This is a genomic window from Salmonirosea aquatica, assembly GCF_009296315.1.
GTDB lineage: Bacteria > Bacteroidota > Bacteroidia > Cytophagales > Spirosomataceae > Salmonirosea > Salmonirosea aquatica.
The window spans coordinates 5,089,041-5,115,253 of the sequence record NZ_WHLY01000002.1; the positions used below are offsets into that span (position 1 = coordinate 5,089,041).

At 49.6% G+C, this 26,213-nt stretch carries 19 protein-coding genes; 10 read left to right on the forward strand and 9 right to left on the reverse strand.

Annotation, left to right across the window (positions count from 1 at the left end; all coding sequences use genetic code 11):
- The first annotated feature begins 9 nt into the window (after positions 1–9).
- The 10 genes from GBK04_RS22095 (at position 10) to GBK04_RS22140 (ending at position 12,491) form a co-directional block, all read left to right on the forward strand.
- Positions 10–2,289: a GumC family protein gene (locus GBK04_RS22095; protein WP_152763462.1), complete on the forward strand. Its 2,280-nt coding sequence runs from the start codon at positions 10–12 to the stop codon at positions 2,287–2,289.
- 65 nt (positions 2,290–2,354) lie between these two features.
- Positions 2,355–3,020, forward strand: a complete 666-nt coding sequence (locus tag GBK04_RS22100) for a sugar transferase (RefSeq protein ID WP_152763464.1) — start codon at positions 2,355–2,357, stop codon at positions 3,018–3,020.
- Positions 3,021–3,091: 71 nt separating this feature from the next.
- Positions 3,092–4,510: a lipopolysaccharide biosynthesis protein gene (locus GBK04_RS22105; RefSeq protein ID WP_373331212.1), complete on the forward strand. Its 1,419-nt coding sequence runs from the start codon at positions 3,092–3,094 to the stop codon at positions 4,508–4,510.
- Positions 4,507–5,766, forward strand: a complete 1,260-nt coding sequence (locus tag GBK04_RS22110; protein WP_152763467.1) for an O-antigen ligase family protein — start codon at positions 4,507–4,509, stop codon at positions 5,764–5,766. Before GBK04_RS22105 ends, GBK04_RS22110 begins: the two co-directional genes overlap by 4 nt.
- The gene (locus GBK04_RS22115; RefSeq protein WP_152763469.1) at positions 5,763–6,749 is read left to right on the forward strand and encodes a glycosyltransferase family 2 protein; all 987 of its coding nucleotides are present in this window, start codon (positions 5,763–5,765) and stop codon (positions 6,747–6,749) included. Before GBK04_RS22110 ends, GBK04_RS22115 begins: the two co-directional genes overlap by 4 nt.
- A 199-nt stretch (positions 6,750–6,948) precedes the next feature.
- The gene (locus tag GBK04_RS30920; protein ID WP_373331213.1) at positions 6,949–7,419 is read left to right on the forward strand and encodes a helix-turn-helix domain-containing protein; all 471 of its coding nucleotides are present in this window, start codon (positions 6,949–6,951) and stop codon (positions 7,417–7,419) included.
- Positions 7,420–7,577: 158 nt separating this feature from the next.
- Positions 7,578–7,802 (forward strand): transposase, encoded by a 225-nt coding sequence (locus GBK04_RS30925; protein WP_373331214.1) that lies wholly within the window; start codon positions 7,578–7,580, stop codon positions 7,800–7,802.
- 378 nt (positions 7,803–8,180) lie between these two features.
- Positions 8,181–9,227 (forward strand): glycosyltransferase family 4 protein, encoded by a 1,047-nt coding sequence (locus GBK04_RS22130; protein WP_152763471.1) that lies wholly within the window; start codon positions 8,181–8,183, stop codon positions 9,225–9,227.
- A 199-nt stretch (positions 9,228–9,426) separates the two neighbouring features.
- Positions 9,427–10,227: a 4'-phosphopantetheinyl transferase family protein gene (locus GBK04_RS22135; RefSeq protein WP_152763473.1), complete on the forward strand. Its 801-nt coding sequence runs from the start codon at positions 9,427–9,429 to the stop codon at positions 10,225–10,227.
- Between the two features lie 602 nt (positions 10,228–10,829).
- Positions 10,830–12,491, forward strand: a complete 1,662-nt coding sequence (locus tag GBK04_RS22140) for a thiamine pyrophosphate-binding protein (protein WP_152763475.1) — start codon at positions 10,830–10,832, stop codon at positions 12,489–12,491.
- A gap of 59 nt (positions 12,492–12,550) precedes the next feature.
- Here the strand turns inward: GBK04_RS22140 and GBK04_RS22145 are convergent, their stop codons facing one another.
- From GBK04_RS22145 to GBK04_RS22180, 9 genes are all read right to left on the reverse strand, one after another.
- A complete protein-coding gene (locus GBK04_RS22145; protein ID WP_152763477.1) occupies positions 12,551–13,666 on the reverse strand; it encodes a YncE family protein in 1,116 nt (371 codons plus the stop codon).
- 58 nt (positions 13,667–13,724) lie between these two features.
- On the reverse strand, positions 13,725–15,836 hold the full coding sequence (locus GBK04_RS22150; protein WP_152763479.1) for an outer membrane protein assembly factor BamB family protein: 2,112 nt from the start codon (positions 15,834–15,836) through the stop codon (positions 13,725–13,727).
- Between the two features lies 1 nt (position 15,837).
- Positions 15,838–17,403, reverse strand: a complete 1,566-nt coding sequence (locus GBK04_RS22155) for a sulfatase family protein (RefSeq protein ID WP_152763481.1) — start codon at positions 17,401–17,403, stop codon at positions 15,838–15,840.
- 85 nt (positions 17,404–17,488) lie between these two features.
- Complete coding sequence (locus GBK04_RS22160) at positions 17,489–18,676, reverse strand: RagB/SusD family nutrient uptake outer membrane protein (protein ID WP_373331215.1); 1,188 nt, start codon at positions 18,674–18,676, stop codon at positions 17,489–17,491.
- Between the two features lie 20 nt (positions 18,677–18,696).
- Positions 18,697–19,197: a RagB/SusD family nutrient uptake outer membrane protein gene (locus tag GBK04_RS30930; RefSeq protein WP_373331216.1), complete on the reverse strand. Its 501-nt coding sequence runs from the start codon at positions 19,195–19,197 to the stop codon at positions 18,697–18,699.
- 20 nt (positions 19,198–19,217) lie between these two features.
- Positions 19,218–22,529 carry a SusC/RagA family TonB-linked outer membrane protein gene (locus GBK04_RS22165; protein WP_373331217.1) on the reverse strand — a complete coding sequence of 1,104 codons (3,312 nt, stop codon included), beginning with the start codon at positions 22,527–22,529 and terminating at the stop codon, positions 19,218–19,220.
- A gap of 285 nt (positions 22,530–22,814) precedes the next feature.
- The gene (locus tag GBK04_RS22170) at positions 22,815–23,897 is read right to left on the reverse strand and encodes a FecR family protein (RefSeq protein WP_152763483.1); all 1,083 of its coding nucleotides are present in this window, start codon (positions 23,895–23,897) and stop codon (positions 22,815–22,817) included.
- 134 nt (positions 23,898–24,031) lie between these two features.
- On the reverse strand, positions 24,032–24,631 hold the full coding sequence (locus GBK04_RS22175) for an RNA polymerase sigma factor (protein WP_373331218.1): 600 nt from the start codon (positions 24,629–24,631) through the stop codon (positions 24,032–24,034).
- A 148-nt stretch (positions 24,632–24,779) separates the two neighbouring features.
- Positions 24,780–26,204 carry a sulfatase gene (locus tag GBK04_RS22180; RefSeq protein ID WP_373331219.1) on the reverse strand — a complete coding sequence of 475 codons (1,425 nt, stop codon included), beginning with the start codon at positions 26,202–26,204 and terminating at the stop codon, positions 24,780–24,782.
- Positions 26,205–26,213 lie beyond the last annotated feature (9 nt).

Consider the following 26,213-nt stretch of genomic DNA (forward strand, 5'->3'; position numbering starts at 1 on the left):
ATTTTCCCAATGACTCGTCCACCGGTAGTTATCCATCAATATCAAGCACCTGAAAGCTTCTTTCTCCAAGATCTTTTGAGGCAGTCATTCCAAAAATGGCCTTGGTTTCTAGTGGCGCTGGTCATTTCAATGGGGCTATGCTACTCATATTTTGTTTATAAACAGCCAATATACCAAGTCTCTGCCAAATTATTAATTAAAGACCAGCAAAAAGGAATCGAGGAAATTAATACACAGAATGAGGGCTCAGCTTTGTTGACAAAAAAAAATATCGAGAATGAAATAGAGGTTTTGTACTCATCTATCCTGATGAAGCGGGTTGTTGAGAAACTGAACCTTACGGTTCGTTACTATGAACCGAAACAGTTAGGAAATTGGGAGATCTTCGAAACTGTTCCTTTCGACATTAAGTACATTAAAGCTACTCCACTTTTATATTCTAAAGATTTAGAAATTTCTTTTCCGACTCCTAGTACAATGCGTATTGATAACATAGAGTATCCGGTTGGAAAGCCGATTTTAACTGCATATGGTATGCTCCTTGTTACTCCCAAACAACCACTGACTAATAAAAATCAGCTATTCAAGTTACGATTTGTGCCAATTAAACAGCGGGTCGAACAATTGTTGAAAGAACTGAAAGTTGAACCTGCGGACAAAAACTCTACTGTTGTTCAATTAACAATCGAGGACGTTTTACCCACCAGAGGAGAGGCTGTCTTAACGCAGCTTCTTAGGGAGTATACGCAAGCTTCCATATTGGAAAAAAATGAACTAGCGGCTACCACACTCCATTTCATTGACCAGCGCATTAAAGATCTATCAGCCGAAGTGGTTCGAGTTGAAAATCAAGTAGAGTCCTATAAATCAACCCAGAAGATAACGGATTTAAGCAATCAGGCGGATAATCTCTTAAAAACCGCACAGGATAATGACACACAGGTCAATCAGGTTATGATTCAGCTTGCCACCCTTGACGATCTTGAAAAATATATGAAAAATCAAGCGGGGAAACGTAGCATTTCTCCCTCCACCCTAGGATTGCAGGACCAGGCATTGATTGGCTCGGTTGAACGACTGAATCAGCTTGAGCAAGAACGCACTGAACTTGAAAAGCTCACCTCTGACCAAAACTTCTTAGTAAATAAATTAACAAATCAAATAAATGCAAGACGCTTGAGTATTCAGGAAAATATTCAAACAATGCGCACGATGCTTAACAGCTCAAAACAGCAATTGCAAAATAGAAATGCGGTGTTAGAGTCTCAGATTCGTACTATACCTCAACAAGAACGAGCATTGATTGATATAACCCGGCAGCAAACTATCAAGAATGAATTATACACATACATGCTGAAAAAGCGGGAAGAGATGGCACTTTCACTGGGGGCAGCTTTTTCCGATAACCTTATTATTGACCCACCAAAATCGACTAGTGATCCAATTAAACCTGTAAAAATTAAGATTTTGGGCTTTTTTATTTTAGTCGGGCTCTCTTGTCCTTTGGGAGTTATTGCCGGGAAGAAAATTTTTGGTAAGCAAAAAGGTATTGAGCAGCAAATAGCTGTTCCCATTTCAGGCGAAATTATACAAGATCCATTAGCTCAATCGCTGGTCGTCAGCAGTATGCATCAATCTTCTATTTCTGAGCAGATACAAGGCTTGAGGGTTAATCTCCTTTTGATGCAAAGTCAATCTTCTCAAGGTTTAGTTTTGTTAATAACGTCCATCATCAGTGGAGAAGAAAAAACAATGCTTTCACAAAATTTGGGGGCTAGTTTGGCTTTGGCCAATTTTCCAACTGTACTGGTAGAAATGGATCTACGCAGTCCCAGACTGTACAAAAATTTCGGCGTATCTAACAAGCTAGGAATCAGTAATTATTTAAAAGGCGAATGTGAAATCGAGGCTATTATTCAGCCGATTCCTGGTTATGACCAGCTGTATTTAGTATCCAGTGGTTTCGTAGATAGCTCACCCGATGAGCTGATTTGTAATCCTAAATTAACAAGATTACTGAATGCTTTGAAGCAGCGATTTGCATTCGTACTAGTTGATACCACACCGAGTAGTATTATATCCGATGTTCAACTACTGGCTCCGTTTGCTGATACAACGCTGTTCGTTGTCAGACATGATATTACACCTAAAAATTGTCTCCAAATAATTGACTATATCAACCTAGAAAACAGGTTCTCTAGGCCCTTGATCGTTTTAAACGATGTGCCTGAGGAAGCATCATATCACCTTAATTATAAACCCGAACAAGCACACTATTATTCCTCATAAGTTTAGAGTAAATTTTTTTAGCAAAGTTTTAATATTCAGTCAACACACACTTTATTTCATTGCTTATGTTAACCTATCCCGAACTAGAGAGAGCCTATATTGAGCCGAACAATATAGTTCTTTCTTCAAAAGTCACCTATGATCATTTTACAAAACGATTATTTGACTTGGTAGTAGTGATTATCCTGTTTATTTTCTTGTTAAGCTGGTTGGTGCCGATTCTTAGTATACTTGTTTATTGCAGTTCACCCGGTCCTATTTTTTTTAAGCAGTTTCGAACAGGACTTAATGGTCGAATTTTCTATTGTTATAAGTTTAGATCGATGTATGTCTATGGCCCAGGCGACTTTAAGCAAGCCAGAAGAAATGATCCGCGGGTAACGCCAATCGGTAGGTGGCTAAGAAAAAGCAATTTGGACGAGCTACCTCAATTTTTGAATGTTTTGAGGGGCGATATGAGTCTAATTGGTCCTCGGCCTCATCCATTGCCGTTGGATGCTCAGTTTTGTTATGAAATTCCAGACTATGAAAAGCGGTATCAAATTCATCCCGGTATGACGGGATTAGCTCAGGCAAAAGGTGTCCGTGGCTTAACAGATCACCCTTTGAAAATGAAGCATCGTGTGAAGTATGATCTTTTCTATCTAAAACACCGCAGTTTAGCACTTGACATAGCTATATGCTGGTGGACCATCACAAGCATGGCAAAAGGAAACGTTAATGCCATATAGCCTCCCCTTGTATATGGAGTTACCCTCACGTTGTTCCCAACAGAGTTCAATTAATGTTTAGAGCACACAGTATGGTCTACTTAGCGGGGCGCGTCGTGTCGGGCCTGTTAAGTTTTTTGACCGTTTCAATTTATACACGGATCCTGTCACCCAAGGAATATGGTGGCTATGCGCTCATTGCTGCTACTGTCGCTATGATGAGTATGCTGTTCTATTTCTGGCAGCGTGTGTCACTTCTCCGCTTTCTGCCAACACGCGTCAATGATCCTGAACCGCTGTATGCCAGTTCAGCCATTGGCTATTTAGCATCCTGTCTTCTAACAGGTTTGGTGGTATTGCCAGCTATAGTTTTGGGAGAGAGAGAAGGTATATCTAAAACACTTGTCCTGACAGGGCTAATACTGCTATGGTCAGATGCATTATTTGAGTTGGTGCTGGAGTTCCTTCGGGCTCGTCTTTCACCAGGCAGATATTCTATCTATGGAGTTCTGAAGGGATTAATTGCCCTTAGTGTTGGTTCGCTGTTGGTGTGGCATCATCTCAGTATTTTGGGTGTATTACTTGGACTTGTCACAGCAAACCTTCTTATTCTTAGTCTAGGTGCTCGTACTTTTCTGACTCAGTTATTTTCAAGTATTCGTTCTTTACAGCCGACGCTAAATAAAGAATTCCTACGATATGGGTTACCTTTTACGGTTTCTTTCGCTTTCGGTTGCATCCTCAATTTATCCGACCGCTATTTTATTTCTTATTATATTGGTAAAGCTGATACGGGTTATTATTCAGTCGGTTATGAATTAGCCAGGCAAAGCACTTGGGTAGTAATGCAAGCTATTAATTTGGCGTTTTACCCTTTCGTTATTCGCACGCTCGATCAGGAGGGCCCCATTGCTGCAAATGCTATACTTGAAACCAATTTTCTATTGTTAATTGGCATCACTGCTCCCATTGCTTTCGGTGTTTCAGCTTTAGCTGATCCCATAGCCCGGCTGTTTTTTGGTCTGGAGTACATTGATCAAGTAGCCCGAATTATTCCCCTGTCGTCGCTGTCGGCAGTGGTGTCAGGCTTGTATGGGTTCTATTTTGTTCAGACCTTCCAACTTGGCCGGAAAACCTATTTGCAAATTTGGCCCGTCGCAATAGCAGCTGTGATTCATATTGGTCTGAATTTCTGGTGGATACCCACACATGGCATCACAGGCGCTTTATATTCCACGATTGTGTGTGACTCTTTAGTGCTGATAATCAGTTTCTTTTTAAGCCGACGTTCATACGTTTTACCGATACCCTGGAGGAAGACCGGCCTAATTGTGCTAGCAGCGGGTCTTATGGCTCTGGCGGTTAATTATCTTAAACATTACTGCCCGCCATCGTACCAGATACCAGTATTGGTAATTTTTGGCGTATTGTGTTACACTACGCTGTTGCTTATTTTCCGTCTGGTCGATCGTCGGATGCTCATCGGCTTATTATCCGGTAAATCACTATGATTAAAGCTGACACATTACCTTCACTATGGGAAAAGATCTTCGCCATCGCCGGACTGTTCTGTTTTAGTGGCGCAGTACAGCGATTTTTCTTGATTGACACGGTTGATGCTATTGACGTCAGTGCGGGTAACCCCGCTTTTCAAATACTGTGGTTTAGCATCTACGGCATAACGCTTATTTTATTGGTTCTTCGAACCCGCGCCCTTCCGACCATACTTGGTTTTAACCCACTGATTCTTGCCTTTATTCTTTACTTGACAGCTTCGGTCAGTTGGAGTCAAGAGCCTGATGTTACCTTGCGGAGAACAGCTGGTATTTGGGGGCCGTCATTGTTTGCCTTTTATTTAATGTGCCGCTTTGACCTACCAATGCTACTCAAATTAACGTCCCTAGCCCTAGGATTTGCTGCGATAGGAAGTCTCTTCTACGGCCTTGCATTACCCGATCAGGGCATTATGCATGATGAGTCGCCCGAGTTGCAAGGAGCTTGGCGAGGTTTGTATACACATAAAAATTCGTTAGGTCAGGTTATGCTCGGAAACGCCATTATTAATCTGGCGTTATGGCGTTTGAATAAGAATATACTAATCTTGTTGGGTTTAAGCCTAGCGGTTGTACTGATCATCTTATCACGCTCCACAACGTCTCTGATTCTTTTACCTCTTGGGTTTATATTTCCGTTCTTACAACAGTTTATACATAAGTCGGTAAAAATTCAATATGTAGTTTTTGTGCTGGTATTTATCTTAATGATTACGATAGTCTTGATCGGTGCTTCAGCGGAAAATTTCGTGGTAGAATTGACTGGTAAAGATTTTACATTTACTGGTCGTGTCGGACTCTGGGATATGGTTATAACAAGTATCATGCAGAAACCATTGATAGGCTACGGATATGGCGCTTTTTGGTTAGGAGAAATGGGAGAATCTGGTAAGATAAATGCAGCACTTGAATTGATTTATGACACAGCACACAATGGGTATTTAGACCTTGCACTTGATCTAGGTATTATTGGCTTGTTATTATTTTTGTTTATTATGCTGACTTACTTAGTAATTTTTTTTAACAATTTTTTTATCCACCGAAAAGAGGAATATCTCTGGGGATTTACATTTTTGTTTTTACAGTTGATCTATAATTTTTTTGAGGGTAATTTAGTGAAGCAAAATAATCTTTACTGGATTCTGTTTTTATTCGCTATCACCAGCTATCACATAAACTTTGTGAAAGTTTCTCAACCTTATCAGCCTGTATGATCTCCTTCATTGTTATCGGAAGAAATATTGGATTGACTGCCGAAATTTGTTTCAATAGTTTGTTTCAATCGGTGCAATACGCGGCTTTATCCGATTATGAGATATTGTATATAGATTCTTCATCAACGGATAATACGCTCGAGATTATAAAACGATATACTTCTGTTCAGGTTTTCAGGATTGAGGAAAACTATAACGCGGCCGTAGCCAGAAATGTAGGTGCGCAGGAAGCGAAAGGAGACTACTTGATTTTTCTGGATGGAGATATGGAAATCCAACCAGAATTTTTAAAGAGCCGTTTATTGGATTCTTTGGGGCAGCCAAAATATGATTATGTTTCCGGTGATTTAATTAATTATTTCTATAAAAATAATACGTTTCAATTTATTACCAAAGCACCCTATTTTGGCAATATGCTAAGTGAGGAAAAGACTGAATCCGTTGTTGGAGGATTGTTCGCCATCACCAAAGAGACGTTTCAATCTGTAAGCGGCATGAATATTCGTTATAAGATGTGTGAAGATTATGATTTTGGTCTTCGCTTGGCCCAAAAAAATATTTTGCTTAAACGCCTGAATGCAGTCTTTGTTAACCATCATACGGTAAGTTATATTGATGTGGGCCGGATGAAAAGAATGATGAGGAGTGGCGATTTTCTGTTTGTTGGATTGCTAAACCGGGAGCACTTTCTAAATCCCCACTTCTGGAAAGTTTTTATTAGAAATAGTTATTCCTGCATTTGTTTCTTTTTATGCTTATGCTTAATTTTATTTACAGGGCCTATTGGGCTTTTCCCCTACCTTTTATTAATTTCTGCGAAATCTACTTTTCAACGGATCAGCGTCAATCATAGCTTTTTTAATTACTTCTTATATTTCCTGCTCCGTGACATACAGGAGCTAGCGGGTACGTTTTTCTTTTTCCCCAAAAAAAAGAAACCTATCGTTTATAAACCTATCCTATTTGATGCTAATATGCCCTAAGAAAACAGGGGGAGGGGACGGTAAACTGAACAAGTTATTTGACTAATAAACTGTATGCAAAGCCCGCTATTGTCTGGAAAATACTTTTAAGAAATAATACCGAAAGTGGCATTTTATATTTACTTTCCATATTAGTTAATTTTTAAAAAAAATGATTATTGATTAGTGAATAAATACATAAAGTTTGTAAATTGCAATTATGAAAGCAAAATACAAACCATCTGATTACGAAGCCTTCCGGAAGCGCTGCATAGAGATGAAAGAAGCCGGCTGGCGTCAGAAGGACATATCGGTCGCCCTTGGGCTAACCGAAGGCTGGGTCAGCCAAACTTTAAAGAAGTACCGAGAATCAGGTGCGCCGGGTCTTTTGGCCCGCAAGGCTACGGGTGCCCCACCCCGTTTGACTGCCGATCAATTGGAAAAGCTGGTGGAGGAACTCAAAAGGGGAGCACAGTACCACGGGTTTAGCGGAGAGGTATGGACCCGACAGCGAGTTAATTCGTTGATTGAAAGAATGTTCGATGTGAGCTATGACCCGACCCAAGTGGGCCGTATCCTGAAAAAACTGGGATGGAGTTTACAGAAGCCTGTCAAGAAAGCTCGACAGCAAGATAAGCAGAAGGTCGAGCAGTGGCGGGATGAGGTACTTCCAGGACTAAAAAAAAGCTGAGGATGAGAATCGGGTCATCCTATGTGTCGATGAATCAGGGTTTTAGCTGCTTCCCTTTGTCAGCCGCACCTGGGCGCCGAGGGGCCGGACGCCCGTCATCGAGGAAAAGACAGGTAAGGAGCACATGATCGGACGGCCGAAGCCGCGTGATCGCCGCGATGGCACCCAACGGGCGGCTGTACGTGAGCGGTCAGAACAAGTCATACAACGGCGAGGGGATAGTCAGCTTTCTGGAATACCTGTGTCGCAAGTACCGACGCAAGAACCTGATGGTCATTTGGGATGGGGCGACCATCCACCGCTGCCACGAGGTCAAGGACTTCCTCTCACGCAAGAAGGGCAGGGTTCACCTGGTAGCCCTGCCGGGCTACAGCCAGAGTTGAACCCCGTCGAGTTGCTGTGGAGCCAACTGAAGAGGGATTTGAAGAACACGGTGTTCCTCAGTTTGGAAGACCTGACAAGGGTGCTGGTAGAAAAAATAGAAGAGATCAGAAATGACACCGAATTGCTCGTCTCATTCTTCCATAAGAAAGAGATAGCTCTCTTTACAGGTTAATTCACCTATCAATAATATGCTTAATAGGTATTTATATTCGGCTCATTTTACAAATGATTTATTTAAGGAGTATTAGTGATTACTACACTAGACAAAACGGCAATAGTACTCATCATTGCGGCAGGGAGCGTCGTTATACGTGATGTTCCAGACAATGTGATCGTTGCTGGATTTCCAGCAATTATGGTGAAATATTTGAAAGAATATGAAAAAATATAAAGTTGTCACCGTTGCAACCAGCAGTCGGACACGGGGTGGTATTACGTCTGTCATTAATGCTTATCGGCAATCGACTCTTTGGACAGATTGGAATATGGTTTGGATTGAAACTCACATCGACCGATCTAAGATAGCCAAGCTGTGGATTTTGATTAAAGGACTATTCATCTTTCTCTATCACCTACCGTCGGCTAATTTGATTCACCTCCATTTTAGTGAACCCGTATCCGCCGTTCGGAAATTATTATTTGTGTTTCTGACGAAATTATTCCATAAAAAATTGCTTGTGCATTTTCACGCATTTAGCACAAACACAACCATTCATGGTAGGGTCAGTTTTGTTTACAAATACATTTTTCGAAATGCCGATAAGATTATTGTATTATCTAATTACTGGAGAGAAGAAATCGCCCATAAATGGCCCTATTTAACTAACAAAATAATGGTCATATATAACCCCTGTACACAGGTAAAGCCAATGTTAATCGAGCGGCAGAATGCCATTTTATTCGCCGGAACGGTCAATCAACGCAAAGGCTATCAGGATTTAATTAAGGCTTTCGCTGCCGTGAAAGATGATCATCCTAACTGGAAATTAGTTTTCGCCGGTAACGGTGAGATTGAAGCGGCCAAACAACTGGCGAAAACCTTACAGATTGATACGAATGTTGAGTTTTTAGGTTGGGTAAGCGGTTCTAGTAAGGATATGGCGTTCCGCCAGTCATCCATTTTTTGTCTGCCGAGTTATGCCGAGGGGCTTCCAATGGCTATGCTTGATGCGTTTTCCTATGGACTGCCAGTAATCACTACTCCTGTGGGCGGAATTCCAGATTTGCTTACTGATTCTCAAAACGCGCTTATCTACCAACCCGGCGACATCCGTGCTTTGTCTCACTGCTTGACCAAATGCATTTCTGACCTGGCTGTAAGAAATTCTTTGGCAGAATCTTCTTTTAAGATGTCTGCCACCACACTGAATCTTACGACTATTACTAAAGAGTTAGCCAGTATTTATCAACAAATGCTGGCATAGTGTGTTGATTTTATTCTGACCTCGTAAATTGAGCCAGTTAAAAAGAATATGGCTCTACTATGAAATTTGTCAGCTTTCATAGTAAAGCCATCATTTGGTTTCGAGTTAATATCCGTCCAAATAAATTAGGTGCACATCAGTCTAGACATAAGACTTAAAGAGTACATGATTTTTTTTTCAGTCTTCTTAATATTTTTCCATGAACGCTTTGGGCATTAATGTAATGCATGATAGTTGTTTGATTGTTTGCAGTGATCATGGGCCAGTCAAATGGCTAGATTGGACAAGTTGTTTTTACAAAGATGATATAGCAGTATTTAGATTTTATTACGCGGAAGATAAAACCCATGAACCGGATTGGTGTGCATTGCTTCACACTGATGAAATTGAGCGAAGTTGGCGATACCATCGTAGAGATGACCGTTTGCGTTCGCTTTATACAAGAAGTCTTCTGAGAATTCTGGCCGGGAAATTCACTAACCAAAACCCGTTGGCAATTCGGCTGACAAAAGGTTTAAGAAACAAACCTGAATTATCAGATAATATCGGATGGCATATAAATGCTACTCATTCTGGAAACTGGATATTGGTAGCTGTTGGCAAGTTTAGCGTGGGTATTGATATAGAAGAAGTAAAATCTGACTTTACTTTTACAGATGTGCTTCCCTTCAGCTTCAGCATCCATGAACGAAAGTACATTGAAGATGGTGAGCAGCCTTTAGTCCGTTTTTACGAGTTATGGACTAAGAAAGAAGCCCTTGTAAAGGCATTTGGCAGCGGTATTGATGAGACTTTTCCTCAAGTACCTGCTCTTACTGGATTACATAAACGAGAAACTACCAAATTGGCAGGAGTCGGAGAATGGACAATTAATGGTTTTTACGTGGCTGACGAATACCCAGCTGCTATTGCCTACAATTGCTCTTCTAGACATCCCCAGTTTTATACACTTGACCCTGATATTTTTACTTTCCCAACCCAGAAGTATGAGATGATCTAGCTTAGAGGCATGCTTTTCGTTTATTCTGAAGTTGTGTTTTAGAATCTCAATTTTATGGCGGCATTGTGTCGGACGAAATGCTGAGCGTGGGTGTATGGGTCGATCATCATCAGGCGGGTTCAATGCCTTGTTTGCTGCATGAGTTGCTAGTCGTCAATCTAATTTCTTCCCCTAGATCAGATAAATAGCAAATAACCATCCGCCCCCGCTAGAATAAGGCTTGAAAAGCATGCCAAAATTGAAGAATTTGCCTCGCTGACTCATCTTGTCTCCGTCCGAGGCTCTTGCTTAGGGTTTGTGCTCTTGCCCCAAATTCATAGAGTGCCACCGTCTGCGGCGATTCATTGAAGTTTCCTGAGTCACGATACTTGCCTTAAGGTATAAAGAAATATGAACTGAATTCCTAAATGTACAGATAATAAGCCCTTTATAGAAAAAAAAACTATCACGTACCTGCTTAAGCTTGGTGCCCTGATTCCAGAAGCTGGGCGATAATACACCTCTTTACAGTAGGTTTATATAGCACTGATGCTTTGGAGTCTATCATTTTGTATGTTTTCCTAAAAAAGTATCCACTCAGCCCCACAATTTATATCCATATCATGACTGCAGCCGATTATATCGTCGATTTTTTAAGAGCCGTGGGCGTCCGCCAGATATTCGGCTATCCCGGTACCCCCATCATGCCTTTTCTGGCTGCTTTGGAGCGGCAATCCGACATCGAGTGGGTGTTGATGCGCCACGAGAACTCGGCCGCGATGGCGGCTTCGGCGCAGGCCCGACTGACGGGCCAGCTGACCGTCTGTATGGCCACGTCCGGGCCGGGATCGGCTAACTTCATTTGCGGCCTGATCGACGCCCAACTGGACCGGGCGCCCATGCTGGCCCTGACGGGGATGGTACCTACCTACAATCAGGGACATTCCGAGTTTCAGGACATCAACCAGGCCCAGTTGCTATCTACGGTACTACCCATGAGCAGTAGCTGCGTCCATACGCGCCAGTTGGTGCCCCTGCTCCGCAACTCGGTAGGGTACGCCTGGCAAAACCAGCAGACGGTGCATCTGGCCCTTTCGATGGATGTACTGACGGCCCCCACCGGAACCAACGATTCGCTGTTCAGGATCGATCCGAGTATGATTCCGCATCCTGTGCAGCTCATGCCCCCGCCGGACAAAGCACTCGACCTCGTTACTGATGAATTGGCACAGTGCGTTCAGGTGGTCATTGTGGTGGGGCGACGGGCCACGGGCTGTGGGAAAGCCATCTCGCAGTTGGCCGAACGACTCGGCGCTCCGGTGATTACCAGCCTGGACGGCAAGGGGATTGTGAATGAAGCCCATCCTAATACGCAGGGGGTGCTGGGTATTTTCGGTCTTCCGGGCCTGGAATGTACCAGGCAGATTATCCAGCAGGCGGGTACCGTTTTAGCCTTCGGCGTCGATACCCTCAAACCTTTTTTGACGGACGACGACGACACCCAACGCCGAAAGCTGATTCAGTGCGAGCCGAACTTTAACACGCTCAGCCTCGAGTACAGCCGAATACGGACCCTGGTCGGGCCCTTACAGGCCATTGCCGACGGGTTGGCAAGTCGGCTTCCTGAAGAGCCTAAGGCCAACCCGATGATTGCCGATTTTGTTGAGGCCAAACAGGCGCACATGGCTGAAATTGCCGAATTGGCGTCATTTAGTGACGAATACGTGCATCCGGCCAACTTTCTGACGAAGTTGAATAAGTACCTGGACGAAAAGACAATTATTGTGCTCGATACCGGGGTACATACGGTTTGGGCGGCCAGGTACCTCCAGCTGTCGGATGAGCAGCCGGTCATCGTCAGCAGCCACTTGGGTACGATGGGTTTCAGCCTGCCCGCTCTGATCGGGATTCAAACGGCCCGCCCCGACCACCGGACCGTCGGGATTAGTGGTGACGGCGGTTTTCAGATGGTGGTAGGCGAACTGGCTACGGCGGTGCAGTACAAACTACCCATCCTGCTGATTATCTTCAATAATGGAGTGTTACAAAATGTAAAAAACCAGCAAACCACCCCCTTCGGTACCTACCTGCAAAACCCCGACTTTGTTGCCCTGGCCAAAGCCTATGGAGCCGATGCCGCCCGGATCGACGGTCAAACGGACATAGACAGCGTCCTGGAACAAGCCTTTGCGCAGCGAGACCGACCCTTTTTGCTGGATTGCCGCCTCGACCCCGAACTGACCATCCCACTGAGTCGCTGGGAACAGTTGGTGGCGGTGCATTGAGAGGTAGCTTCTTCATTAAATTCTGTCCTAGATGTACAGAAAATGAGGGGAATGCTATCCTACCGCACGCCACCAAGCCCAAACTGATCGCCCATCGCCACGGCTTTGCCGTTTAAGAAATGGATCTCCACCATCTTTTCGCTTTGTACGGCGTTGTGGTCGGCGTCTTCGAGGGTAGCGACGATGCGGCGGGTTTTCACGTTAATGACGTCACCGGTGCAGGGGTAGGCGTAGGTACCATCCACGCTGAACGTGATCCAGCCCGGCATGTCGCGGGTACGGATGGTGGTTTTCTGGACGGGCGGCATGACGGTATTGTCGAAGATATGCAGACGCTCGTTGGCACCGTCACAAACCCAGAGCTCCTTTTCGTCGGGTGTGAGGCCGATGCCGTGGCTGGGACACCCATGTCGTTTTACATCGCCGATGTCGAAGCCTTCCACCGTGACGCGGTGCAGCATTTTGCCCGTGCGGAGGTCACCTACCTCGAAGCCCAGCAATCCGTTGACATTGACGTACACCAGGGTTTCGGCGCCATTGATGGTGAAGGGGCGGATCGCGGCGGTAAAAGGACCGACCTGTTTGGCAATGGTATGCGTGCGGGCATCGGCCACATTGAGCATATTGGATTTGAGCCCGGCGAGGTATACGTATTCACCCGTGGGACCGTAAATAGTATTATGCGAACCTGAGTTGGTTACGATTTTGGTAATGACGTTGCCCGTTTTGGCATCCAGTACATTCCAGAACTCCTTTTCCAGCGAAGGGGCATAAATGGTTTTGCCGTCGGGTGAAATGGAGATGCGGTCCACGCCGCCTTCGTACTGCTTTTCCCATACGAGTTTTTCGGTCGTGAGATCATAGCACTGGATGGCTTCGAGGGTACTGATGTAAATGCAGTTGGTCGTCAGACTTACGTCCACACCCTTGACGTTGGAAACCGTACCGTCGGCTTTGAACCCACCGGGTGTGGGGATAAACTTGACGGGGCGGTGGCCGTTGTCAATGTCAAAAACGTGGATGCCGTGGCCCCCGTAGCCGAGGTAGTTACGGATGCCGGGCGTGACCACATACAGGTAGCGTTTGGGCTTGGCTTCCGGGGTTGGGGTTTGCAGACCTACCCAGGCGGTGGTTGTCGACAGAATCAGGGCTAAGAGTAGTAATTTAGCTTTCATCGTTTTTTGGGATTTTGATTTCTTGACCTTGATTCAATTCTTTTGCCTTTACCCGCTTCTACGGGAGCGCAAAGGCTACGTACTTATCGCCTGATTTGGTTTTTAGCTTACCACCACCGCAGGCGATGACCAGGTACTGTTTGCCGTTGACCGAATAGGTGGAAGGACTGGCGTAGCCGCCGGCCGGTAGCTGGGTTTGCCACAGGATTTTTCCGGTTTTCTTGTCGATGGCGCGCAGGCGTTCGTCGCGCGTGGCGGCGATGAAAATAAGGCCGCTGCCCGTCACCAGCGGACCGCCGTAGAGGTCGGTGCCCGTGGGGGGAATGCCTTTGGCAGTGAGCTCGGGGTACTCACCAAGGGGGATTTGCCAGCGTCGCTCGCCCGTGTTGAGGTCAATGGCCGTGAGGGTACCCCAGGGTGGAGTACCTACGGGGTAGCCGTTGGTGTCGTACCAACGGTTGTAGCCGGTATTCTGGTAGGGTACTTCGCTGTCCTGCGTGCTGGCCACTTCCACTATGGAATTTTTGTCCGCCAGAAAATCCAGTAGCGCCTGGTGCTCGGCCGTGGACAGATGTGAGAAGGAGGGCATCATGCCTCGCCCGTTCTGCAGCACCTGCTTGATCGAAGCCTCCGGAAGCCGCTTGCTGATGTCCACCAGCGAGGGATAGGTGCCGTCGTGACTACCCTTGCGGTCGGGGCCGTGGCAGGAGGAACAATTCGTGGCGTAGAGCTGGGCGCTGGTAACGGAGCCTTGTGTGTTGGACTTTTTGCGCAGTACCAGCGACGAGAAACAGGGTACCTCTTTGGCGGGCACATATAGGGTACCCTCCGGGTCGGTGGCTGCTCCTCCCCAGTGGCCGCCCCCGTCGGTACCGGGGAAAAAGACGGTCATTTGCGAAGTGAGGGGGTAGTAGGGGGTACCCGTGCGGGCACCGCGGAGCTGGGCCAGAATGGCATCCCGATCCGAAGCCCATGGATTGACATCTTTTTCTGTGAAAGTCTGCCGTGTAAACGGGGCCGGTTTCTGCGGGATGGGTTGGGTAGGGCTGGTTTCGTCGCCCGCCATGGCATCCTGAGGGAAGGGCGTCTCTTCAATGTCGAATAGCGGCTGTCCTGTCACGCGGTCGAATACAAAAACCTGCCCCTGCTTGGTGATTTGCGCAACGGCGTCAATCTTCTTACCCTTGTGTGTTACCGTCAGGAGATTCGGTGGCGCGGGCGGGTCGCGGTCCCAGATATCGTGATGAACCAGTTGGTAGTGCCACAGCCGTTTGCCGGTATTGGCATCGAGGGCAATGAGGCAGTTGGCAAACAGGTTGTCGCCCTTGCGGTTGCCCCCGTAGAAGTCAAAAGCCGCCGAACCTGTTGGTACGTACACAATGCCCCGTTCGCGGTCGATGGCCATGCCCGCCCAGGGGTTGGCTCCTCCCAGCCGCTGACGCGGGTTGGCCGGCGACCAGGTATCATAGCCGTATTCACCGGGTTCGGGAATGGTATGGAATGTCCAGACCAGCTTGCCGGTGCGGACATCGAAAGCACGAACGTCGCCCAACAGAGCCGCTTCGTTTTCGGATACCCGCGCGCCTACGATAATCAGATCTTTGTAAATGGTGTTAGGCGTGTTGGGACGGACATACTCGTCGGCGCCGGGGCGTTCCAGCCCCGGCAGCAGGTCGAGGCGGCCCTGCGCGCCGAAGCGGGGCATGGGGCGGCCGGTATGGGCATCGAGAGCGTACAGCCACTGACCCGCCCCAAAGAAAATGACTTTCACCTGGCCGTCGGTCCAGTAGGTGAGGCCCCGGCTGATGGTACCTTCGGTGCCTGTGAGTTCGGTTTTCCAGATTTCCTTTCCCGTGGCGGCCTCTACGGCGAAGGCCTGTGTATTGGCCGATACGCCATACAAGGTACCCCCGATGACGATGGGATTGCACTGAATCTGCGTACGTCCGCCTTTTTCGTCGGCGCCCCCCGAGGCGTATGTCCAGGCTACCTTGAGGTTTTTCACGTTGTTAGTAGTAATCTGACTGAGGGGAGAATAGTGGCTGCGTTGCCCATCGCCGTTGAACTCCGGCCAGTCGGTGTCGGGATTAGGACGGATTAGGGCCAAGCCCGCGGTGAGCGCCAGGGAGAGGGTAATCAGCAGGAGCTTTTTATGGAATGGATTATTCATGTCAATTCTCAGGCTTAGGGTACTTTCGTATCGGGCTGTACCGGATGTAAGATTCGTAGGTTTCTTCCCCGCCAGGCCCCATGCGCGGGTCATTGGTTTTGGTCAGGTAGGCTTTCATTTGAGCTCCCAGTTTGTCCCGGGTGGCCCGGAATGCGGGTACTTCGGCCAGATTTTGAAGACAGTAAGGGTCCTTACGGATATCGTAGAGTTCTACCTCCGGGCGCTTGTCTACGGCCAGGTGAAAGTACTTATTGATGCCCGGTTCCTCGCGGCGGGTAATCAGCGGCGACTCGTTGAAATCGTCGATGTCGTGGTAGGCGTCGTGCATGGGACCCAGGGTACCATCTTCCTCGTACTTCTGAGGGGCACCGGCGGGCCAGCGACCGGGCTGGATGTTCCAGATGTAGAGGTAGTCGGGCGTGCGCAGGGCGCGCTGGGGGTAGCCCAGGTTGTTCCAGCGCGAGGAGGAATGCCGCTCGCGGGAAGCGTAGACGGCCTGGCGCTGCTTATCGAGGACGCCACTTTTGCTACTGGTGAAAATATTCATCAGACTACGGCCTTCGAGTTGCATGGGATGGTCCTTGATTCCGGCCGCTTCCAGAAAAGTAGGGGCCAAGTCTACCGTGCTGACCAGGTCGTCCACAGTGCGTCCGCCCTTGATTCTGTTTCCCCAGCGAATAGCCATCGGTACGTGGAAGCCGTACTCGTAGGTGTTGGCCTTGGCGCGGGGGAAGGGCATGCCGTTGTCGGAGGTAACCACAATCAGCGTGTTGTCCAGTTCCCCTTTCTCTTCCAATAATTTGATCATACGGTCGAGATGGCTATCGAACCACTGGATTTCGTAAAGGTAGTCCAGCATATCGGTCTTGATGTCGGGATCGTCGGGCAGGAAGCCGGGTACCTTTACATCGGCTACCTGCATGCCGCTTTTGACCCCGATGCCCGTGGGGTAGCGGCGGTGCGGCTCCTGTGCCCCGAACCAGAAACAGAAGGGCTGGCCGTTGGCCTTCTGGGCCAGGAATTCGGCAAAGTTAGCGGCGTAGTCGTTATCGCTGATGCCCTTGGGTGCTTCCATTTTGCGGGCACCGTAGGCTTTGCCGGCAGGGTTATGTTCACGTCCTACCACCTTGCCGGGCCCCCAGCCCTTACCGGTCATGCCCACGTGATAGCCCGCTTTTTCGAGCACCTCGGGGTAGGTGACCAGGTCGGCAGGGAAGGTACTGGCGTGGGTACCCGCTTCGCGCGTCTGCCAGCAGTTCCTGCCCGTGAGCAGGGCGGCCCGCGAGGGACTACATCCGGGGGAGGCCACGAAGGCATTTGTGAGCAGAATGCCCTCGCGGGCTACCCGATCAAAGGCGGGGGTACTCACAGCCTTGTAGCCGTAGGCCGAGGCGTGGGGGTAGGACTGGTCGTCGGAGATGACGAAGAGGATGTTGGGGCGTCGGGTATTTTCTGAACTTGCTGCTTTTCCGGTACTTTTCTGAGCGGAATTTTTGCAGGAGGCAAAAAGCAGAACGGAAGCCAGTAGGCAAAGGAAACGAAGACTCAGGGTGGTTTTGCGCGACATGGGTTTTGAAGGGGTTTCGATGAATAAAAGAAGCCGACCCTTTTTTGCTACTGCAAAGGATCGGCTCCTCCGGATCAATTATAGATCAGCGGCTGGAATAACCCGGATTCTGTTCGAGTACAGCACCCGTATTGCGCTCGATTTCGCTATACGGAATCGGGAAAAGATTGTTATGAGGCGCAACGTCTACCCCAAAATGGGCCGCAGTAGGATGGCCGTTGCAGTACTTTTTTGTCCGTTCGTACAGCAGTCCCAGGCGGTTCAGTGTTAGGCGGCGCTTTTCCTCCACACCCAATTCCCGCATGCGCTCGTCCAGGATAAAATCAATATTCATATCGGCGGCGGTAGCCAGTTTGGCATTGGCCCGTGCCCGGATTGCGTTGATATCCTCGGCGGCTTTGGCCGCATCGCCAGCGCCCAGGTGGCCTTCGGCGCGCAGTAGGTAGGTTTCGGCCAGCCGGATAAAATATTGGTCAGAATAGGTAGTACCGGCCGAAGAAGCGTTCAGGGTTTTGAGTACCGGGTCCACAAACAGCTCGGCGGGATGCTGACCAGGGGTGGTCACCTTAGACTGGTAGGGATAGAAATTACGGATGGTGTCGTCCATCTTCTGCCTGAACAGCTCCAAGTGGTCGGAAAGCTTCTGGCCGTACCAGGCCGAAGCCGGGTTGTTGAAGGCCACATCCCGCACGAAATTGTACTCCGAATTGCGCATATCATTCCAGTCGTACTGCCAGATGCCGTAGGTAAAATGGTCGGTACCCCGGAAGCGGCCAATGCCCCGTCCGCCGGTATAGTCCGATACGCCCAGGGGCAGAAACGGATTAATACCCTTCGGGTCTTTGTAGGGAAATGAATAAGGGCGGGGAGAACAGTCTCGTTCCAGCATGGGGCCGGCCAGGGCGGTGGACCTGGTTACGCCGCCCAGTACATCCACTTCGTACTGAAAGACCCAGATTCCTTCCGTATTTCCTACGCTTCTGTTTTGATTATAGCGACGGAAAAGATCCCAGTACACATCGCCCGGTGCTTTGGATAGCGAGCCAAAGCGTTGTTTCATCAGGGCGGTGTTGGGGTCGTCAATGACAACGGAGGCGGCCTTGACAGCATCGGCGTAGCGTTTGAGGGAAAGGTAGGTTTCTGCGAGCAGGTGATAGGCCGCCAGATTGCTCACTTCGCCATCGCGTACCACCGTGATCCCCGGCAGATTGGCCGCCGCAAATTCCAGATCTTCGGCCGCCTGCTGGTAGGTGGCCTCGCGGGTGGCCCGCACGTAGTCGGTCTTCGGCGAACTTACCTCTTCCAGTTCGATAGGTACCCCCCATACAAATGCGCCAGATTGCGGTAGGCCAGTCCGCGGAACAATTTTGCTTTGGCCTCAACCAGCTTTTTCTGGGGTTCGGTCAGCTTTGATTTTGACATCCGGTTCAGGATGATATTGGCACTCGAAATGATCTTGTAATACTGCTGCCAGTGGAACCGCGCCTGCACGGAAGTAGGGGTCAGCGTAGCCGGATAGCTACCAAACCGTTCGTTCAACTGCTGGGCTCCGTTGTAGCCCAGATCGGTGCCGTAGTGGTAATCCATGGGCCGGTGCTCACCTTCCGACAGGGTACCCCGGGTCAGGTCATACAGCGAATAAACGGCCGAATTGAAGTCGCCCACGGTAACGAAGGAGTTTTCGGGGCTGGCAAAATCCAGGGGTACCTCTTTCAGAATATCTTTTTCGTTACAACTGGTCAGTATTAATGCCAGTAGGACAATCCACCTGCTAGTGTTCTTTATCGTTATCATGTTATTGGGTTTTTAGAGGGTTAGAAACGGACATCAAGCCCAACTGAAATTCCTTTCATTACCGGGAGCCCGTTCGTGGCGAGGCCGCTGCCCGTCTCGGGATCCCAGCCTACCCATTTGGTGAGGGTAGCCAGGTTTTTGCCACTGACAAACACTTTCAGACCTTGCAGGCCAAGCTTACCGGCTACTGACTGGCCGAGTCCGTAAGAAAGAGTAACATCCTGCAGGCGGACGAAGCTGCGGTTATCGTAATAGTTGTACTCAGTGGCCGCGCCCTGATCCAGTCCCCTGTAGCGGGCATCGGGGTTGGCGGGTGTCCAATAGTCGAGTTCGCGCCAGAAGTTATTGCGACGGATATTATCTCCGATCCCCAGACTGGAGGGCATGTTCAGGGCACGGTAGCCATTTTTGCCGCCCTGAATGGAGTTGATGAAAAAGCGAAGCGTAAAATTGCGGTAGCTGAACTCGTTAAGAAGCCCGAAGTTGTAGGCCGGTTCGTTCTGCCCCCGAATCACGCGATCCTGCGCATCGATGAAGCCGTCGCCGTTCTGATCCACAATGCGGTGCGTACCCACGAAGTACCCGGTGGGCGCTTCTTCGCCGATCTGGATGATACCCGCCGATTCGTAATCATAGATGGCTCCGATGGGCTGCCCGATGAACAGGCCGCTGGCCACCAGATCATCCTCCACGCCATCACCGTCGTTGTCGAGCCCAAGCAGGGACACAATGCGGTTGCGGTTGGAGGCCAGGTTGAAGGTGGCATTCCACTTGAAGTCGCCCGCGTCGGCTACTTTTCCGTTTAAAATCAACTCGATGCCCCGGTTGGCTATGTTGCCGACGTTGGAAGTAATCTGGTTGAAGCCCGTAACTTCCGGTATGTTTACATTGAAGATCAAATCATTGGTGGTCGTGCGGTAGTAGTCCACGCTGCCCGAAAGGCGGTTTTTCAGCAGCGAGAAATCCAGGCCGAAGTTGAAGCCCGTGGTGGTTTCCCACGACAGGTTGGGATTGGCCAAGGTAGTCACCAGCTGCCCGAATTCGGTGGAGCCCCCCTCGCCGAACACGTAGGCCGGGTAGGCGTTGAGCCGGGCCAGCGAAGCGTAACGGCTCACAAGGTTCCCGTTGGTACCGTACGATCCCCGCAGCTTGAGCATTGTGATGGCGGGTACCTTCATGAAGTTTTCCTCACTCAGCACCCAGCCAAAACCAAGGGAAGGGAACAGGGCCGTTTTCTTGTTCTCGGCAAATCCCGAAAACCCATCCCGCCGCAGGGTGGCCGTGAGCAGGTAGCGGTACTTGAACTCGTAGTTGATGCGCCCGGTCTGGTAGAGGTAGCTTTCGTCCCACGCTTCCGAACCGATGTTCTGGATTGTGCCTAGGCTTAAATTGTTGTAAATCAGGCGTAGGTTACTGTAATTGGTACCCGTGGCGGTGGTGTTTTCGTATTTTCGTTCCCGACGACCAGCCACCAGGGTTACATCGACATTGTGGATTTCCTTGAATGATTTCTTGTAGTTCACAATGTTGTCGAGCGTCCAGTCGTAAGAATGGACATTGGTCTTGAAAGCCCCCCCGGCGGCGCCGTTGGCATAGGGGTTGCTGTTGTAGTTGCGGTCCCAGGAATAATTGTGGCCGTAGTTGATGCGGTAGGAAAGCCCTTTGACAAAGGGTACATCGATGTTGGCGTAGAAATTGCCGAACAGATTGTTCCGTTTGTCGAAGTCATCGGCAGCCGCTACTAGAAAAGGATTGGCGTTGTTGGTGCCATTGGGGTTGAGAATATAATTGCCCTCCGCATCGGTAGGTTGCACCAAGGGAGACATGATGGTGATTCCATTGAGCGCGGGCGAGACCCCCGAGTAATCAGAAAAGGAGCCAAAGGTTTGCGCGCCTATCCGAAACCACTTGAATATCTTGTTTTCGATATTGATGCGGGTGGTGATACGCTTGAATTTATCATTCATCACAAACCCCTTCTGATTGGTGTAGCCACCCGACAGGAAATAGGAAAACTCCTGACCCGAACCCCGCACGCTCAGATTATGGCTGGCAATAAAGCCCGGATTCGTGGTGTTGTCCCACCAGTTATAGTTGGTGCCGTTTTCGAAGCCTGCCCGCAGTGGCGGGTCATTGGCGACATCGGCGTAGCTGAAGGCCGGATTGGGTTGGGTATAATCAGGCGCCAGAAATGCTTTCTGCCAGTCGACATCACCCGCTTTCTTGATAAAACCATCACGATCAAGCAGGTGCAGGGTATTGCTGGGCGTCTGGGTGGTGTAGCTACCCGTGTAATTAAAAATCGGTTTTGTCGCCTTTTGTCCGCCTTTGGTCGTGATCAGAATGACCCCGTTGGCGGCCTGCGCCCCATAAATAGCCATACTGCTGGGGTCTTTCAGGACGTCGACCGATTCGATATCAGCGGGGTTCAGGTCGCTCATGTTGCCGGTAAAAATAATCCCGTCCACCACCAACAGCACATTCTGGTTGCCGTTAATGGTAGTGCGGCCCCGGATGGAGATGGAGGGATTTTGGCCCGCCTGCGTGACCTGCCCGATGTTGAGGCCCGGTACAGTACCCTGCAAGGACTGGGCCAGATTGACATTAGGCGACTCCCGGAACGCTTCGATGTTGGCCCGCACCACCGAACCCGTCAGATCGCTTTTTTTCTGGGTACCATAGCCCACCACCACCACTTCTTCAAGCGCTTTCAGATCAGGTTTCAGGGAGATATCGATCGTGGTCTGATTGCCAACCACTGTTTCCTGCGAGATATAGCCCACGAACGAAAAAACCAGGATCGCGTCAGGATTTGGCACGTCGAGGAGGTAGCTGCCGTTCTGGTCGGTCGTAGTCCCGAGTTGGGTACCCTTGACCAATATGCTTACGCCCGGGAGTCCACTCCCGTTTTCATCGATCACCTTGCCCGAAACAGCAATATCGTCGGGAAATGCGGGAGAATCCGCCAGTTTGTCGGTTTGCGGAGGTACCTGGGAATGATCTGGCATATTGTTTTTACTGAGAATGATCTGTTTGTTCCGGAACACTTCATATCTGATGTGCCGGGGTATGAGGAGACTCGCCAAAACCGTTTCCAGCGATACCTGGTTGAATTTCACCGTAATTTTTTCATTCGCGGGCAGCACCTCCCGCTGATACGAAAAAACAACGTCCATCTGCTTTTCAATGCTTTGCAGTATTTCCTTCACTGTGCCGTTTCGGATGGAGAGTGTCACCCGTTCCTGCAAAAGTTCCTGGGCCTCACTCGGGTGGGCGTACCCAACGCCCGCCAAAATACCGATCAGCACAAATTGGAATAGAGAGATTTTCATAAGTCTGAAAATCAATTTTTTAGTAATTAATTCTGACATAACTTTGATTGTTTTTGTTTGGAAAGACAAAACGAACGCATCTGGCCGCCTTTTGGGCGCAGACGTACTTGATCGGGGAAGCGATGTTGCCGCATCGTTTCCCTTTTTTTAATCGAAAGGGTATCAATTCATAGGCACCATTCTTTGTGATTTTAGGAGTTGTAAAAGTGTATTTCTTTGCGTTCGGTTTTGATGTATAGGGCTAACAATCAGTCGTTTTTGCTTACTATCAATCCTTATTAGCGATTAGCGGCATCCTTTAGACTCTACGATCAGCTGGGCGTCTACTTCCTTATAGGTGGCTCCGATGGTCTGGCAGATCAGGTCCAGTTTTTCGTGCAGGGGTTCGTCACCCAGGGTAGTGGTCAGGACACACCGGTCCAGGACATCGTCGTTGAACAGGATCGTGATGCCGTACTGCGCTTCCAGGTCGCGCAGGATTCGACTCGCCGGAACTTCGTCGTACCGCAGGGGGGTACCTTGGGAAGGGGCCACGACAGGCTGAGGTACATCCACCAACCGCCGGCTCAGGTTCTGTTGGGCACGGCTGTAAACGGCCTGCTGGTTGGGAAGCAGTACCAGTCCATCGGTTTCGGGGTCGGAGAGGATGAGGCGCGGCTGGCTGTATACCGAAACCCGTCCGGTTTTCACCTGAACCAGTACCTGATTGGCTTCGTCAAAAGCCTGAATCCGGAAACTGGTACCGAGTACTTTGGTGACCACTTCACCGGCATAGATGTAGAAAGGACGGCTGGGGTCTTTGCTAATGTCAAAAAAGGCTTCACCCGTCAGGATGACCCTACGCCGACTGCCTTCGAAATGCGTGGGGTAGCTCAATTTACTATGGGGGCTCAGGGTGACGACACTGCCATCTTCCAGTACAACCCGGACGGAATCGTTACTCCCCGATACTTTCTCAATGAGTTCGTTTTTCTCTTTTATGACCGCGGTCAGCTCCTGATACGATACCCTGCCGGACTTTTGACTTTCCCACAGCAGCCAACTGATTCCGAGCACGAGTATGACACCAGCCGCCCAGGCAGGATAAGCCAGCCGGGAGCGGGTAGGTGTTTTCTGCGGCTCGGTGGGTAGGCGCAGATCGCTCCGTATTTTGTTCCAAACCGAATGCTGGTTGAGCAGAGGCGTATCCTGTCCTTCGGCGGCACGGACATCCAGCAGCAGGCGGCGCGCTTCCTCCACCATGAGGCGTTTGCTCGGATTTTCGAGCAGGTACCCCTGCCACAAGGCTTTGTCTTTGCCAAAAAGTACCCATTGTACGAATGAATCATCGTTGAGGAAATCCTGGGTATGTTCGTAAGGATGATCCATTTGATAGCCAAGGTGAGAAAAAAGTCTTAACTATACAGGTACATATCCGGGCGAATCGTAACCATTACGAGGCACTTTTTTTAGAAAATCTTTAAAAATAGAGGAGAAATTGCTCGCCGGTGCCTATGTCGGGACTACCGGAAAGTGCCCATAAGGGAAAAGCACCACGCCCATAGCGTGAAAGCTACTTTGAGCGAGAGACGCAGAATAGCGTAGGATTTGGAGAGAAGATTTTTAACTACCTGCTTGCCTATTCCCATGATCTCGGCGGACTCGTCGAGGCTGAGGCCCTGGTAGAATCGAAGGTGAACGGCTTCGCGCTGGCGTTGGCTAAGCTGACTAAGGGCTTTTTGGACCGCCTGAGCCCGGCTGAGCTGCACCTCCTGATCGATGGATTGCTGCTCGGAAGAGAGCGTGGCCAGATAATCCAGAAAGTCGTCAATATCTTCGGCGCCATCGAAGACATCGTGCCGGATGTTGCGGCTCAGCTGGTTGCGCAACGACCGGAATAGGTAAAACCTGATATTTTCGACATCGCCCAGGTTTTCTCTTCGCCGCCACAGATCGACAAAAACATCCTGAATGGCGTCCTCCACCCGTTCGCGATCATGGGTAATGCGGAAACCATAGGTGCCTAACGCCTTGAAATACCGGGTATACAACAATTCCAGGGCGCTTTCATCGCCTGCTTTGAAGGCAGTCCATACGTCACGATCGTCGGTTTTCGGGCCCACAGCTCAGAGGGAAAATCAGGTTGTTGTAAAGGCAAAGGAATAGGGTGGTAAAGCGTTGTAAAGGGGGGTGCCTCACATATCCTACTCACTGGTAGATGAATGAAACTACTTACAGTCCGCAAGAGAAGAAGTCATTCCAGAACGGCGATCAGGGAGCCGCGGGTTTGACGGACGCACCCAACAGCTGGGTACGTAGTTCTCTCTTCGTCTTATCAAAACGAGCATCCTTCGCCAAATTTTTCAACTCATAAGGATCTTTTTCCTGATCGTACAGTTCCTCCGCTCCGGTTCCGTTTTCCCACACCGAGTAGCGCCAGCGCTCCGTGCGGATGCTGCGCCCCATGCCGTTGTTGCGTAGTACCTGGGTGATGGCCGGGTGGTCCCAAGACTTCCGGGGATTGCTGAGCAGCGGTACCAGGCTAGTGCCGGCCACGTGGCTGGGCGTACTGAGGCCGCACCAGTCGGTGAGGGTAGGGTAGATATCCAGTAGCTCTACCGTGCGCGGGCTGGCTGCGCCGTTGCCCTTCGCGCCCGGTGCGGCCACAATCATAGGTACCCGGGCCGATTCTTCAAAGAGGCTTTGTTTCATCCACTGGCCGTGTTCGCTGAGCAGGTACCCGTGGTCGCTCCAGAAGACCACGATGGTGTTGTCGGCCAGTCCCAGCCTGTCCAGGGCGTCCAGCACGCGGCCCAACTGGGCGTCCATGAACGTAATGGAGGCAAAGTAAGCCTGGATGGTTTCGCGCCGCTGGTCTTCGGTAAGCCCCCAATTGAAGGGGTAGGTGAAAAAGGCCTCGCGGGAGTACTGGGATGTATCTCCGGGCGAGTGCTCCGGAAGAACAATTTTATCCTTAGGGTACATGGCGAAGTACTTCTTGGGGGCAATGTAAGGGCAGTGAGGCCGATAAAAACCTACCGCCAGAAAAAACGGCTTATCCGCATTTTGCTCCATGAGCTTGATGGCCTCCGTAGCCACGATGCCGTCAGTCTGCTCTTCATCGGTACCTTCCGCCGCCAGAAATGACAGCGACGAACCCAGGCCGCGCTTGGGGGTATAGTTGGTAAGTAAATCTTCCTCGGCCTTGTCACGACCCTTCGGATTGCGGACGGTGTTCCAGGAGGGAGCGTCGTCGAGGCCGTTGGTACCGATTTCGCCCGGTACGCCGTAATGGTACAGCTTGCCCACCCGGGCCGTAAAGTAGCCGTTGTTCTTAAAGTGCTGCGGGAGGGTCACTACGTCGGGTACCGTAGTGCGAAAATGGGTTTTCAGTTCGAAAACTTTGGTGGAGTCCGGGCGCAGACCCGTGAGCAACGAGGTGCGGCTGGGGCTGCACAACGGAAACTGGCAGTAGGCTCGCTCGAACCGCACGCCCCGCCGGGCCAGCCGGTCGATGTTGGGCGATTTGACCAGCGCGTGACCGTAAGTACCCAGGTCATTGTTCAGGTCATCGACAGCGATCATCAGGACGTTTTTTTTCGGAGCCGCGCGGCGTGGCGCGTTTTCGGTGGGCATAGCGGCCATCAGCAGGGTACCCGCTACTCCCAGACTGCCTAGAATTATTTTCTTGATCATGCCGTGTAT